The 13132-nt window shown below is 64.8% G+C and carries 14 protein-coding genes; 5 read left to right on the top strand and 9 right to left on the bottom strand.

The annotated features are described in order from the left end of the window. Positions 1–816: an SURF1 family cytochrome oxidase biogenesis protein gene (locus AC4D2M_RS09570; RefSeq protein ID WP_490891774.1), complete on the top strand. Its 816-nt coding sequence runs from the start codon at positions 1–3 to the stop codon at positions 814–816. Here the strand turns inward: AC4D2M_RS09570 and AC4D2M_RS09565 are convergent. Continuing rightward, complete coding sequence (locus AC4D2M_RS09565; RefSeq protein ID WP_490891513.1) at positions 813–2411, bottom strand: ABC-F family ATP-binding cassette domain-containing protein; 1599 nt, start codon at positions 2409–2411, stop codon at positions 813–815. The two genes, AC4D2M_RS09570 and AC4D2M_RS09565, sit on opposite strands and share 4 nt — an antisense overlap. 141 nt (positions 2412–2552) lie before the next feature. Between AC4D2M_RS09565 and AC4D2M_RS09560 the strand changes: the two genes are divergently transcribed. The 3 genes from AC4D2M_RS09560 to AC4D2M_RS09550 are packed head-to-tail and all read left to right on the top strand — an operon-like array spanning position 2553 to position 4551. Further along, positions 2553–3188 (top strand): biotin transporter BioY, encoded by a 636-nt coding sequence (locus tag AC4D2M_RS09560; protein WP_490891512.1) that lies wholly within the window; start codon positions 2553–2555, stop codon positions 3186–3188. A 5-nt stretch (positions 3189–3193) separates the two neighbouring features. Further along, positions 3194–3904: an energy-coupling factor ABC transporter ATP-binding protein gene (locus AC4D2M_RS09555; RefSeq protein WP_490891511.1), complete on the top strand. Its 711-nt coding sequence runs from the start codon at positions 3194–3196 to the stop codon at positions 3902–3904. Continuing rightward, positions 3901–4551, top strand: a complete 651-nt coding sequence (locus AC4D2M_RS09550) for an energy-coupling factor transporter transmembrane component T family protein (RefSeq protein ID WP_490891510.1) — start codon at positions 3901–3903, stop codon at positions 4549–4551. The genes AC4D2M_RS09555 and AC4D2M_RS09550 overlap by 4 nt, the downstream gene beginning before the upstream one ends. Positions 4552–4565: 14 nt before the next feature. Here the strand turns inward: AC4D2M_RS09550 and AC4D2M_RS09545 are convergent, their stop codons facing one another. Both AC4D2M_RS09545 and AC4D2M_RS09540 read right to left on the bottom strand, forming a co-directional pair. Then, positions 4566–5750: a thiolase family protein gene (locus tag AC4D2M_RS09545; protein ID WP_490891509.1), complete on the bottom strand. Its 1185-nt coding sequence runs from the start codon at positions 5748–5750 to the stop codon at positions 4566–4568. Then, entirely contained in the window at positions 5734–7140 is a 1407-nt protein-coding gene (locus AC4D2M_RS09540) for a class I adenylate-forming enzyme family protein (protein WP_490891508.1), read from the bottom strand. The genes AC4D2M_RS09545 and AC4D2M_RS09540 overlap by 17 nt, the downstream gene beginning before the upstream one ends. 114 nt (positions 7141–7254) lie before the next feature. Here AC4D2M_RS09540 and AC4D2M_RS09535 point away from each other — a divergent pair, with 114 nt between their 5' ends. Beyond that, positions 7255–7779 carry an O-acetyl-ADP-ribose deacetylase gene (locus AC4D2M_RS09535; protein ID WP_490891772.1) on the top strand — a complete coding sequence of 175 codons (525 nt, stop codon included), beginning with the start codon at positions 7255–7257 and terminating at the stop codon, positions 7777–7779. A gap of 83 nt (positions 7780–7862) precedes the next feature. On the opposite strand, the gene AC4D2M_RS09530 is transcribed toward AC4D2M_RS09535, so the two are convergent. From AC4D2M_RS09530 to AC4D2M_RS09505, 6 genes are all read right to left on the bottom strand, one after another. Next, positions 7863–8192: a metal-sulfur cluster assembly factor gene (locus AC4D2M_RS09530; protein ID WP_490891507.1), complete on the bottom strand. Its 330-nt coding sequence runs from the start codon at positions 8190–8192 to the stop codon at positions 7863–7865. A 29-nt stretch (positions 8193–8221) separates the two neighbouring features. Continuing rightward, positions 8222–8995, bottom strand: coding sequence for a Fe-S cluster assembly ATPase SufC (sufC, locus tag AC4D2M_RS09525; protein WP_490891506.1), 774 nt, complete (start codon positions 8993–8995; stop codon positions 8222–8224). 72 nt (positions 8996–9067) lie between these two features. Beyond that, positions 9068–9442 (bottom strand): non-heme iron oxygenase ferredoxin subunit, encoded by a 375-nt coding sequence (locus AC4D2M_RS09520; protein ID WP_490891505.1) that lies wholly within the window; start codon positions 9440–9442, stop codon positions 9068–9070. Beyond that, positions 9442–10752: a Fe-S cluster assembly protein SufD gene (sufD, locus tag AC4D2M_RS09515; protein ID WP_490891504.1), complete on the bottom strand. Its 1311-nt coding sequence runs from the start codon at positions 10750–10752 to the stop codon at positions 9442–9444. The genes AC4D2M_RS09520 and sufD overlap by 1 nt, the downstream gene beginning before the upstream one ends. Further along, the gene (gene sufB, locus AC4D2M_RS09510; protein ID WP_490891503.1) at positions 10752–12224 is read right to left on the bottom strand and encodes a Fe-S cluster assembly protein SufB; all 1473 of its coding nucleotides are present in this window, start codon (positions 12222–12224) and stop codon (positions 10752–10754) included. Before sufB ends, sufD begins: the two co-directional genes overlap by 1 nt. Beyond that, entirely contained in the window at positions 12224–13063 is an 840-nt protein-coding gene (locus AC4D2M_RS09505) for a helix-turn-helix transcriptional regulator (protein ID WP_490891502.1), read from the bottom strand. The genes sufB and AC4D2M_RS09505 overlap by 1 nt, the downstream gene beginning before the upstream one ends. Positions 13064–13132 lie beyond the last annotated feature (69 nt).

Here is a 13132-nt window from a genome sequence, read left to right as displayed (position 1 = left end):
ATACTGAAATACCTGGCAGCACCCCGCTGGTTCGGCTGGTTGGCGCTCGTTCTGGTGCTCGCTGCAGCCTGCACCGCGCTGGGACTGTGGCAGCTCGACCGGCGGGACCAAGCAGCCGCCACGGTAGATACCGTGGCGGCCAACTACGACCAGGCACCGATCGCCTACTCCCCCGCGCTCTTTGCCTCGTTTGAGGAGACACGCGAATGGGCCCCCGTCACACTCGTCGGGGAATACGACCATGCCAATGAGCGCATCGTCCGCAACCGGCCGCTGAACGGACGGCCGGGGTACGAGGTCCTGGTTCCGCTCAAGCTGCAGGACGGGACCGCCGTCGTCATAAACCGCGGCTGGCTGCCCATCGGTAACAACCAGGCAGGCCGCCCCGATACGGTGCCGCAGGCACCGGTCGGTGAGGTGACCGTCGTCGCGCGTATCCGACCGGCTGAGCCGGCGCTGGACCGGTCAGCGCCGGCGGGACAACTGGCGTCTATCGACCTGGCCGGTTACCGGGAGCAGCTGGAATACCCGATTGCCACGGGAGCCTACGGACTCCTGGCGAGCGAAACGCCAGCCCCGGCCACAACGCCTGTCGCGCCCGCGAAACCGGCCATTGACCTGGGCCCGCACCTTTCCTACTCCATGCAGTGGTTTGCCTTCGGCGTGCTGCTGTTCGTCGGGCTCGGCTATGCGGCGCGGCAGCAGTACCGCATCGACCACGAGGACGAAGATGCGCAGCCTGCACCTGCACGTGCACGACGACGGCCCTCCTCCGAGGAGGAAGAGGACGCCATCCTCGACGCGCGGGGTCTTTAGGCGAGGGTCACCAGTTCGAGGTAGTCGTCGTTCCAGAGGTCCTCGACACCGTCGGGCAGCAGCACAACCCGTTCCGGGTTGAGCGCGTCCACGGCGCCCTCATCGTGGCTGACGAGGACGACGGCGCCCGAGTAGTTTCGCAGCGCTCCCAGGATTTCCGCGCGGCTCGCTGGGTCCAGGTTATTGGTCGGCTCATCCAGCAGCAGCACGTTCGCGGAGGACGCCACAATGGTCGCGAGGGCCAGGCGGGTTTTCTCACCACCGGAGAGGACTCCAGCCGGCTTGTCGACGTCGTCGCCGGAGAAGAGGAAGGACCCGAGGATCCCGCGGACCTCCGCGTCACGCATGTCAGGGGCCGAGGAACGCATGTTCTCGAGCACGGTTCGCCCGGTGTCGAGCGTTTCGTGTTCCTGTGCGTAGTAGCCCACTTTCAGCCCATGGCCCGGAACGATCTTTCCGGTATCCGGCTGGTCGACGCCCGCAAGCATACGCAACAGAGTGGTCTTGCCCGCGCCGTTCAGGCCGAGGATCACAACTTTGGATCCACGGTCGATGGCCAGGTCGACGTCGGTGAAGATCTCGAGCGAGCCGTAGGACTTGCTCAGGCCTTCGGCAGTCATGGGCGTGCGGCCGCACGGCGCCGGTTCCGGGAAGCGCAACGCTGCGACCCTGTCCTGCGCGCGGACGTCGTCGAGCCCCGAGAGCATCCGCTCGGCCCGCTTCGCCATGTTCTGGGCTGCGACTGCCTTGGTGGCCTTGGCGCGCATCTTGTTGGCCTGATCGATCAGCACCTGCGCCTTCTTCTCGGTGTTGGCCCGCTCCCGCTTCCGCGCCCGCTCATCCGTCTCACGCTGCTGGACATACCGCTTCCAGCCCATGTTGTAGAGGTCGATGGTGGACCGGTTGGCGTCCAGGTGGAAGACCTTGTTGACCGTCGCCTCAAGCAGGTCGACGTCGTGGCTGATCACGATCAGCCCTCCCTGGTGGTTCTTCAGGAAGTCCCGCAGCCAGGTGATGGAATCGGCGTCGAGGTGGTTGGTCGGTTCGTCGAGGAGCATGGTTTCCGCGCCGGAGTAGAGGATGCGCGCCAGCTCGACCCGTCGGCGCTGACCGCCCGAAAGGGTCTTGAGCGGCTGGTTGAGGATTCGTTCCGGAAGCGCGAGGTTCGACGAGATGGCGGCCGCTTCAGCTTCGGCAGCGTAACCACCGTGGGCGAGGAATTCCGCCTCGAGGCGGTCATATCGGCCCATGGCCTTGTCGCGAACCGCGGGATCTTCGCTGGCCATCTGGTCCTGCGTATCGCGGAGCTTTCCCACAACCACATCCAGGTTACGGGCAGAGAGAATTCGGTCGCGGGCCAGCTGGTCCATATTCGGAGTGCGCGGGTCCTGGGGCAGGTAGCCGATTTCCCCGGACCGGGTCACCGCCCCTGCCGCGGGCAGGCCTTCGCCCGCCAGCACCCTGGTCAGGGTGGTCTTGCCGGCGCCGTTGCGGCCGACGAGTCCAATCTTGTCCCCCCGGTCCACCCGGAAGGAGACCTGGTCCATGAGCAGCCTTGCGCCCGCGCGCAATTCAAGATTCGACACGGTAATCACGGTGGCTGGGCCTTTCCTGTTCCGGCATCGAGGGCCGGGCCTTAATATTTGTAGGAATCCTACAAAAGTGTTTGCTTCTCTCCGCACTAATCTCGGTAAGTAACAGCTCACCGTTGTGTAGATCTCACAGAAAGCTTCACGATGCAACAGACGAATCCGGCCCCGCACTCCACATCCGCCGATACTTCGGGGCGGACTCATCGTTCCTGGAATGCAACCGATCTCTCGCTGATCGCGGTCTTCGCAGCCGTTGTGGCCGCCAGTGCCATCCTACCCGCTATCCCGGTGGGTCAGGTGGGCGTGCCCATTACGCTCCAGACCCTGGCGATCATGGTGACCGGTATTGTGCTGGGCCCCTGGCGGGCTGGTGCAGCGCTCAGCCTGTATGTCGCCGTCGCGCTCGCGGGCCTGCCGATCTTCAGCCAGTTCCGCGGCGGGATCGGGGTGCTCTTCGGCCCGTCAGCCGGTTACATCATCGCCTTCCCGATCGCGGCATTCGTGGTCGGGTTCCTGGCACGGATCGTGTTCCGCCGGGTGACCCGCTACCGTTTCCTTGCTCTGTTTGCTGCGTGTACTGTCACGAGCCTCACCATCACCCACCCCTTCGGGATCGTCGGCATGATGATCAACGCGAAACTGGACCTCGCCGCCGCCATCGCCGCCGACGTCGTCTTCCTTCCGGGAGACATCCTGAAAAATCTTGCCGCAGCCGCAATCGGTCTCAGCGTCGTCAAGGCGTTTCCCCGCCTCCAGTCCCGTCCGGCAAGCCGGGTCTGATCTTCATGATCCAGTTCGACGGCGCAGCGGTACAGGCGGAGCATCCGGCAACGCGACAGATTCTGGCGCCACTGCACCTGTCGCTGGTTGAGGACCGCATCAGCATCATCGGCGCAAACGGGTCAGGCAAGTCAACCCTGCTGAAACTGATCAATTCCCTGGTTTTGCCCACGTCCGGCAGCGTTCGGGTGGATGGACAGGATACGGCGCGCAAGGGCTCGGCGGTTCGACGCAGCGTGGGGTTCATGTTCACCGACCCGTTGTCCCAGCTGGTCATGCCCACGGGACGTGAAGACGTGGAGCTGTCCCTGCGGCGCCGGTACCGTCATCGCGGGGAACGTCGCGCTGCAGCTGAGAAGGTCCTTGACCGGTTCGGCCTCCTCCATCTGGCGGATCAAAGCGTGTATGACCTGTCCGGCGGTGAGCGCCAGCTCCTTGCCCTCGCCGTGGTGCTGGCGTGCGACCCGAAGGTACTGGTTGCTGATGAACCGACCACCCTCCTTGACCTTCGCAATGAAGAGCGCGTACGTCGACTGTTCCGCGGCCTGGACCAGCAGGTCATCTTCACCACCCACTCGCTCGACTTCGCACTGGAAGCAGAGCGCACCCTGGTTGTGGACTCGGGCCGGGTTGTTTTCGACGGCCGGCCCACCGACGCCGTTGCTGCTTACCGTAACCTCAGCCTGCATGGTGCGGTCGCTGAAGGACCGCGGTGAGAGGACACGCCAGCCTGCTGGGCGCCTATGTCGAGCGTAAATCGCTGCTGCACGCCGCTCCCCTGTGGGCGAAATTCGTGCCGGTAGCCATCCTGTCGATGACAATTCTGACCCTCAACTCGGCGTGGGCCACTCTAGCCGGCCTCGCGGTGGTTGTCCTGGCCCATCTGGTCGGTGCCCGTCTCAGCTTCCGGGAGCTGGTGCAGCCCCTCACCCGGATGTGGCCGCTCATCCTGATCCTCGGAGCGTTCCAGTGGTTCAATGCGGGCCCCCTCACGGCGTTTCTCGTGGTGGGGAACATCGTCGTCTGCGTCCTCGCTGCCCTGCTGGTGACGCTGACGACCGAGAGCCAACGCCTCCTCGACGGTCTGGTCTCACTGGCCCGCCCGCTGCGACCGCTGGGTGCGGACCCCGAGCGCTTCGGGCTCACCGTTGCACTGATGCTGCGCAGCATCCCCTATCTGGTCGGGGCGGCGGAAGATTCCCGCGACGCCGCCCGGGCGCGCGGACTCGAGCGCAATCCACGCGCACTCATCCTTCCCGTCTTCATCGGCGCCGTGGCGTATGCCCAGCAGACGGGCGAGGCGCTCGCCGCGCGCGGGCTGGCAGACACCGGGAACGACGACGAGACCACCGACCGCCCGTAGGCCGGTTGGAGCGTTCACTGCAGCTCCACTGCGCGGAACGCGGCCGCCGTTCCGACGCCGCCGGCGGCGCTGACCGCCGCCACCGACCAATCGCCGTCGTGCGCTCTATTCCCCGTCGCGGATACTTGCCGGAGCAGGTTCGCGACGAGCATCGCCCCGGAGGCTCCGTACGGGTGGCCGTAGGCGAGGGCACCACCATGCAGGTTGAGCTTCCCCGGCGCAACGCCGATCAGCTGAGCAGAGGCGAGCACCTGTGCGGCAAACGCCTCGTTGTACTCCCAGGTGGAGACAGCGTCCGGCTTCAGATGGAGCCGGTCAAGGAGCTTTCGCACCGCATAGGCACCTGCGGTCCCAAACTGTGAAGGTGGGCCGCCGGCGGCTGCTGAGCCGTGGAATTCGAGCACCGTGCCGAAGCCAGCGGCCCGCGCGCGCTCCACACTTGTGACCACGGCGACCACCGCGCCATCCGCGTCAGCGCACGAATTGCCTGCGGTGACGCTCCCCGCCGAATTAAACGCGGGCGGGAAGCGGGACAGGAGCCTCGCTGACATCCCGCGGCGCGGTGTCTCGTCCGTGGCACACCCTGCTACCGGAACGATTTCCGCTGCCATACCCGCAAGCGCAACCTCCGTGCGGTTGTAGCTGAGCAAGGCGTACTCGTCCTGCTGCCGGCGGTCGATGCCGAAATGAGAGGCGACATTCTCGGCCGCCTGGCCGGCGTCGGGATCCCCGTGGGCGTCCGGCGCAAACCGGGCGCGGGCGTAAAAGTCCGGCGCCCCGGGCAGCGACGTCAACCGGTGGGCACGCAGGGGTGCGGTGCTGCAGCTCTCCACTCCCCCGGCGATGAACCAGGAGCCGGCTCCCGATTCAGCCAACCGGCAGGCAATCACAATGGCATCGAGTCCCGACGCACACTGCCGGTCGATGGTGAGACCCGGCACCTCGGCAGGAAGGCCCGCCGTGAGCGCGGCCAGTCTCGCGACGTTACCCCCACCGCCGGTGGCGTTGCCGATGATGACGTCGTCGATGTCGCCCGCCGCCAATCCGGCGTCCCGCTGCACGGCAGGCAGGACGGCGGCGAGCAGGTCGTGGGCCTCCGTGGTCGAGAACACGCCACGAAGGCGTCCGAACGGCGTGCGGCGGCACAGGACGACTGCTGCCCGGCTCCCGGGCGGCCGGTCATCAGAATATCGGCTCAAGGACACCATCCCCTGCGAGCACCGCGGCTTCCAGCTCCGCCCGGTCCGGTTTGCCCGCTGCCGTCAACGGCAGGCGCCCAATGCGGAAGATCGAGCCCGGCACCTGGGCCGCAGGCAGCAGCTCCTTCAAACGGGAACGAAGCCGATGCGCATCGATTGTGTCATCCGGCTGGGCCTCGATGACAGCGGCAAGCGAAGAGCCCCGCCGCGCGTCCGGAACCCCCAGCACGACGGCGGTCGGAAAGCCCTCCTGCGCCAGCGCTGCCTCGACCTCGGCGGGATACACGTTGGTTCCTGCAACCACCACCATGTCGCCGTGCCGGCCGGTCAGGTGGAGTGCGCCGTCGTCGTCAATCCAGCCCCTGTCCTGAACGGTGAACCAGTCGCCGTGCCGCTGGAAAGCGCGTCCGTCGTCACCGAAGAGGTAGCCCTCGATGGCAGTGTCGGTCCGCACCAGGACGGTCCCCGCCTTGCCGTGCCGATCCGCGTCCCGATCCCTGTCGATCCGGAGCTGCACCCCCGGAAACGGGTGCCCGACGTCGTCGCCGGAACCACCGTCAACCCCCCGCACGGTGACGAGGCTCAGCTCCGATGCGCCGTAATACTCGAAGATGCGAGCAGCGGGCGCCGCGCGCAGGATGATCCTGGTCTCCGCAGCGGAGAGCTTGGAGCCACCCGAGACCACCGTGTGCAGGTGCGGCAGTCCATCCTCCACACGCTCCAGGGCGAGCCGTACGGCGGAGGGAACTCCGACGAGGTGTTCGATGTTCCCGGACCGTAGAATTTCCGCCATGCGGGGTCCCTTAGCCGCTGCGTTTCCCGGTGCCAAAGTGTGAAAGGTCGCACCCGCGTAGAGGCACTCGGCGAGGGCGTAAAGGCTCAGGCTTGCCGCCAGCGGACCCGGCGCAAGGACGCGAAGGCCGGGCGTGATGCCGAACCAGTCGACGCTGCGCTGCAGTGACCGCGACCAGGAACCGGAGGTGCGCACAAACCCCTTCGGCACACCCGACGTGCCCGAAGTGAAACCGCAGTAGAAGCGTGCATCGGCAGGCGGGTCGGCCATTGGCAGGGAACCTGACGCATCCATCGAAGGTATTGAGGTGAGTACTGCATCAGGACGGAGTGCTTCCAAAACGCGGGAGCGCAGGCTCTCGGGCCAGGCGGGATCGAGGATAGCGGCGCATCCGCCCCGTCCGACGACGGCGGTGAACGTGACGGCGAAGTCGACAGGATCCTGGAGTTGAATGGCGGTCATGCCGCCTGCGGAGACCTGCAGGGCGGCCGCGCGGTCGGCCAGCTCGCCGTAAGTCAGCCGCCGGTCGCCGACGACGACGGCGGCACGTTCAGGCTCAGTACGGGCCCAGTGCAGCAAGCGGTTGATGAAGGGCATGAGTAGGGAGGCTCCCTCTTCTGGCGGTACGGCAAACGTTAGTACATTGGTGCACATGTTCAGGACTTTGAAATCGCTTCATTGCGGCTCTCTGCGGAACGGTGCGTGGCCGCGGTGCCAGTAAACGTGCAGATTATCGAGGGCGACATCACCACCCAGGAGGTGGACGCCGTCGTCAATGCCGCCAATTCCTCGCTGCTCGGCGGCGGCGGAGTCGACGGTGCCATCCACGCCGCGGCGGGGCCGGAACTCCTCGAGGCATGCCGCGCCGTTCGGCGTGACTATCTGCCGGACGGTCTGCCGGTGGGGCAGGCGGTTGGCACTCCCGGATTCCGGCTGCCGGCCCGCTGGGTCATTCACACCGTCGGTCCAAACCGACATGCGGGCCAGACGGACCCGGCGCTGCTCGAGTCGTGTTTCCGGCGAAGTCTTGAAGTTGCGGACGAGCTGGGAGCGCAAAGCGTTGCTTTTCCTGCGATCAGCGCCGGCATCTATGGCTGGGACCCGGAAGCAGTGGCCAGGATCGCGTTCAAGGCCATGGCGAATTACGACGGCGACGTCGTGGAGGTCAGATTCGTCCTGTTCTCGGACAGGGTCGCTGACGTCTTCCGTCGGATACACCTTGAAGTCGGTGCCTGATTCTTACCTATTCTCGACAGACCGGAGGGACGGCGGCGCGGTGCGCTGCCGTCCCTCCGGTAAGGAACCGCTATGAGAATCGGTTAGATGTTGAAGCCGAGGGCCCTCATCTGATCGCGACCGTCCTCGGTGATGCGCTCCGGTCCCCACGGCGGCATCCACACCCAGTTCAGCCTCCAGTCGTCGACTGTTCCGTCAAGCGCCTCACCGACCTGCTCCTCGATTACGTCGGTGAGGGGGCAGGCTGCCGTGGTGAGGGTCATGTCGATCAGCAGCGCGCCGTCCTCGGCGTACTTCAGGCCGTACAGGAGACCCAGGTCGACGATATTCACGCCGAGCTCAGGGTCGATGACGTCCTTCAGCGCCTCTTCGACGTCCTCAAGGGATGTCTGTGCTGCGTTCACATCGCTCATGCGGAGGAGCCTTTCTTTCTGGAAGTGAATCAGGCGCCGGCGGTAGCCGCGCCGGGCACGAGGAAGCGGTCGTAGCCCTCTTCCTCAAGGCGGTCAGCAAGCTCAGGGCCGCCCTCCTCGGCGATCCGACCGTCAACGAAGACGTGCACGAAGTCCGGCTTGATGTAACGCAGGATGCGGGTGTAGTGCGTGATGAGCAGCGTGCCCATCTTGCCCCCGCTGTGCTCACGGTTGACGCCTTCGGAGACGACCTTCAACGCATCGACGTCGAGGCCGGAATCGGTTTCGTCGAGGATGGCGAACTTCGGCTTGAAGAGCTCGAGCTGGAGGATCTCCACACGCTTCTTTTCGCCGCCGGAGAAGCCTTCGTTGACGTTGCGCTGCGCGAAGTCGGCGTCGATGCGCAGCTGAGTCATCGCTTCCTTGACGTCCTTGGTCCAGTGGCGAAGGCTCGGGGCTTTACCATCGAGTGCCGTCTTGGCAGTCCGCAGAAAGTTGGTCATGGTGACGCCTGGGACCTCGACCGGGTACTGCATGGCGAGGAAGAGGCCTGCGCGGGCGCGTTCGTCAACGCTCATCTCCAGGACGTCCTCGCCGTCGAGCGTGATTGAGCCGCTGTCCACGGTGTACCGGGGGTGGCCGGCGATCGTCGACGCGAGGGTGGACTTGCCGGAACCGTTCGGGCCCATGATGGCGTGGATCTCACCGGTGTTGATGGTCAGGCTGACGCCTTTGAGGATGGGCTTGGTGCCCTGTTCCGTCACAATGCTGACGTGCAGGTCCTTGATCTCAAGGGTGGACATCTGTGGATTCTCCTTTGCATCCTGCATGCGCAGGGTTGCTCAAATATTCGAAAGTTTTAGCTGCGTGTTTGTTCAGGCGCGATTGGGGACCGGCGCGGAGTTGGTCACCGTGGTGATATCCACGTAGACCTCGTCTCCGTGGATCTCAAGCGCGAACACCGGCACGGGTTCGTAGGCGGGGAGCTGGAGCGGCATGCCGCTGCGCAGATCGAATTGGGACCCGTGTCCCCAGCATTCGATCCTGCAACCCTCCACATCGCCCTCTGACAACGAGATATCGGCGTGCGAGCAGGTGTCACCGATGGCGTGGATACCGCCATCGGAGTCCTTCACGATCGCTACCGGATAATCGTCGATCAGGATCCGCAGTGCCTGCTTGGCCTGAATATCATTCACGTTGCAGACAATCTCGCCCTTCGGCGCCCCGTTTGTCGGTGATTCGCTCATCAGATGTTCCCTGCAGCCAACTCGCGTTCCACAGCTTCAGTGAGACGCTCTTCCAGAACCGGCACCTTGATCTGCTGGATGACATCGTTGAGGAATCCACGCACCACGAGCCGGCGTGCGGTCTTCTCATCGATACCGCGGGCCATCAGGTAGAACAGGTGCTCGTCGTCGAACCTGCCGGTGGCGCTGGCGTGGCCGGCACCCTCGATCAGACCGGTTTCGATCTCAAGGTTCGGCACCGAGTCCGAGCGCGCTCCGTCGGTCAGCACAAGGTTGCGGTTGACCTCGTAAGTGTCCGTTCCCTCAGCTTCCTTGCGGATGAGGACGTCGCCCACCCACACGGTGTGCGCGTCCTTGCCCTGCAGTGCACCTTTGTAGGTCACGCGGGACTTGCAGTTCGGAACGGCATGGTCAACCAGCAGACGCTGCTCAAGGTGCTGCCCGGCGTCGGCGAAGTACAGCCCGTACATTTCGACTTCGGAGCCGGGGGCGGTGAAGAACGACGACGGGGTCAGGCGCACCAGGTCGCCGCCGAGGCTGACCACCACGTGCTTGAAGCGCGCGTCGCGGCCCACCTTTGCCTGTTGGGAGGAGACGTGAACGGCGTCGTCGTCCCATTCCTGGACGCTCACCACCGTGAGTTCAGCGCCGTCGCCGACGAGGATTTCGACGTTCTGGGCGAGAACAGCACTGCCCTGGTGGTCGAGGACCACCACTGCGCGCGAGAACTTGCGCGCGTCGATGATGAGGTGCTGTGCAGAAGCGGCGTTGTCGTTGCCGCGTACACTCACGGTGACCTCGCAGTCAGCGACTGTCTCCTCGGGGATGGTGATCACGGTTGCGGCGGTGACAGCTTCCCAGGCGGCAGCGGAGACCCGGTCCTCAGGGACGGCGGCGCAACCGAAGCGCGCGTCATCACGGCCGACGGTCTCGATCTGGACATTGGAGGCACCCGTTACGGTGACGGTGGGGCCCTGGCCGGACAACGGGTCGCTGTCCAATCCGCGAAGACGCTTGAGCGGGGTGAACCGCCAGTCCTCCTCGCGGCCTGTCAGCGGCGCAAAATCCGCCAAACGGTAGGACTTGAGACGCTCGCCGCGCGAAGCCTCCGGCACTACCGGCTCGTCGCCGTGGCTGTGCCGGCGTGCGCCATGCTGTTCAGTGCCTGTGTTCAGCGGAGAAAGGTTTTCGCCCTCCTCGGTGAAGCCGTCAATAGCCACCTTCGCATCGGTCGACGGGGCTCCGATCCTGGCCTTCTCGTCGGTCGTGATTTCTGAAAGTTCAGGGCTCAACTGTGAGGTTTCGGCCATTAGCCTACGGCTCCTTCCATCTGGAGTTCGATCAAGCGGTTCAGTTCGAGGGCGTACTCCATCGGGAGTTCGCGGGCGATGGGCTCGATGAAGCCACGGACGATCATCGCCATCGCCTCGTCTTCGGGCATACCGCGGGACATGAGGTAGAACAGCTGCTCTTCGCTCACGCGGGAGACAGTGGCCTCATGGCCCATCGTGACGTCGTCCTCACGGATGTCCACGTACGGGTATGTGTCCGACCGGGAGATCGTGTCGACCAGCAGGGCGTCACAACGGACGGTGTTCGCCGAGTGCTTCGCGCCCTCGCGGACCTGCACGAGGCCACGGTAGGCGGCGCGTCCGCCACCGCGGGCAACCGACTTGGAGATGATCGAGGACTTGGTGTTCGGAGCGATGTGAACCATCTTCGAACCGGTGTCCTGGTGCTGGCCTTCGCCTGCGAACGCGATCGAAAGAGTCTCGCCCTTCGCATGCTCGCCGACAAGGTAGACGGCCGGATACTTCATGGTGACCTTCGAACCGATATTTCCGTCCACCCACTCCATGGTTGCGCCCTCGTGCGCGATGGCGCGCTTGGTGACGAGGTTGTAGACGTTGTTGGACCAGTTCTGGATGGTCGTGTAGCGAACGCGTGCGTTCTTCTTCACGATGATCTCAACGACGGCGGAGTGGAGCGAATCGGACGTGTAGATCGGCGCCGTGCAGCCCTCGATGTAGTGAACGTAGGAGCCCTCGTCCGCGATGATCAGCGTCCGCTCGAACTGGCCCATGTTCTCGGTGTTGATCCGGAAGTACGCCTGCAGCGGGATTTCCACGTGAACGCCCGGCGGGACGTAGACGAAGGATCCACCGGACCATACGGCGGTGTTCAGTGACCCGAACTTGTTGTCACCCACAGGAATTACCGAGCCGAAGTACTCTTCAAAGAACTCCGGGTGCTCGCGCAGCGCCGTGTCGGTATCCATGAAGATGACGCCCTGGCGCTCAAGTTCCTCATTGATCTGGTGGTAGACAACCTCGGACTCGTACTGCGCCGCGACCCCTGAAACCAGGCGGTTACGCTCAGCCTCGGGGATACCGAGCTTCTCGTAGGTGTTCTTGATGTCCTCGGGGAGCTCTTCCCAGCTCCCCGCCTGCTTCTCGGTGGAGCGGACGAAGTACTTGATGTTGTCGAAGTCGATGCCCGACAGGTCCGCGCCCCACGCCGGCATGGGCTTGCGGTCGAAGTACTTCAGGCCCTTGAGCCGCATGTCGAGCATCCACTCGGGCTCGCTCTTCTTGGCTGAGATGTCGCGAACGACTTCCTCATCGAGACCGCGCTTTGCGTTGGCGCCGACGTCGTTCTTGTCGGCCCAGCCATACTCGTAGTTGCCGATGCCGTGGAGCTCCGGGTTCCTCTCGAGGATGTCGCTGATCACTCCTGCCGGCACGGCGTCGGGAACCAATGCCTTCTCTGTCTGATCCGTCATCACGGCCTTCCTTGCTGATGGTTGGAGACGTTTGTCGTGTATGGGTGCGACGCCGGGACGGCGCTGTCGGGTAGTTGGCCGCCGGATCCGCTCGCGCGTGCAATTCGGCCAATCGGTATGTGGGTTGTGCAGACGTGGCCGCCGCTTGCGAGGGTCGAGAGCCGGCGGACGTCCACGCCGAGGAGCCGGGCGAACACCTCGGTTTCCTGATCACAGAAGTCCGGGAAGCGCGTTGCGAGTTCCTGGATGGGACAGTGTCCCTGGCACAGCTGGATGCTCAGCATCGCGGCGTTCGGCGCGTTGCGGCCGATTTCCCGGGTGGAACCCACGAAGCCGTCAAGGCTCAGTGCCTCGGCAAGGGCTACCGCCTTGTCCTCAATGCTGTCGCCTGCTGACTCGACGATGGGGCGGTACCGCTCTTCCATGTCGGCGAACCGGCCTGCCGCAAACTGGCGGACGGCGTCGGGCCCTGCCATCTCGCGCAGCTGTCCCAGGGCAGCCTGGGCGATGTGCAGGTAGTCATTGCCAAGGCGCGTCTGACCACGCTGGCTGAGGACATAGCGCCGGGCTGGACGACCGGCGCCCGGGGATCGACTGCCGACCACCTTGACCTCGATCAGGCCGTCACGGGACAGTGCGTCCAGATGACGCCGGACGGCTGCCGGGGTGTAACCCAACCGATCGCCCAGTTCAGCTGCGCTCACAGGTCCGTGCTCAAGAACCGCGGAGAGCACCTTGTCCCTCGTGCGTTCGTCAACAGCACGCCGTGAGTCGACGTCATCAGTTCCCACAAATGCGCTGTGCACCTTGGTCCGGCCGGGAGCAACTGATTGTGACATCGCGGGCCTCCTTAGTGCACTGGGGAACGGGCCGGGATCCCGACCGAAGAAATTTTGTCCAATTTAGAC

This window comes from Arthrobacter sp. TJ-270 (assembly GCF_058269075.1).
Note: the sequence above shows the minus strand (reverse complement) of the source record. Positions and strands in the feature narration are given on the sequence as shown.

Coding starts and splice junctions, on each gene's coding strand:
- AC4D2M_RS09540 (WP_490891508.1), bottom strand. CDS start 7,140: ATGCCCTTCATCAACCGCTTGCTGCACTGGGCCCGTACTGAGCCTGAA.
- AC4D2M_RS09560 (WP_490891512.1), top strand. CDS start 2,553: ATGCAACAGACGAATCCGGCCCCGCACTCCACATCCGCCGATACTTCG.
- AC4D2M_RS09505 (WP_490891502.1), bottom strand. CDS start 13,063: ATGTCACAATCAGTTGCTCCCGGCCGGACCAAGGTGCACAGCGCATTT.
- AC4D2M_RS09530 (WP_490891507.1), bottom strand. CDS start 8,192: ATGAGCGATGTGAACGCAGCACAGACATCCCTTGAGGACGTCGAAGAG.
- sufD (WP_490891504.1), bottom strand. CDS start 10,752: ATGGCCGAAACCTCACAGTTGAGCCCTGAACTTTCAGAAATCACGACC.
- sufC (WP_490891506.1), bottom strand. CDS start 8,995: ATGTCCACCCTTGAGATCAAGGACCTGCACGTCAGCATTGTGACGGAA.
- AC4D2M_RS09555 (WP_490891511.1), top strand. CDS start 3,194: ATGATCCAGTTCGACGGCGCAGCGGTACAGGCGGAGCATCCGGCAACG.
- sufB (WP_490891503.1), bottom strand. CDS start 12,224: ATGACGGATCAGACAGAGAAGGCATTGGTTCCCGACGCCGTGCCGGCA.
- AC4D2M_RS09520 (WP_490891505.1), bottom strand. CDS start 9,442: ATGAGCGAATCACCGACAAACGGGGCGCCGAAGGGCGAGATTGTCTGC.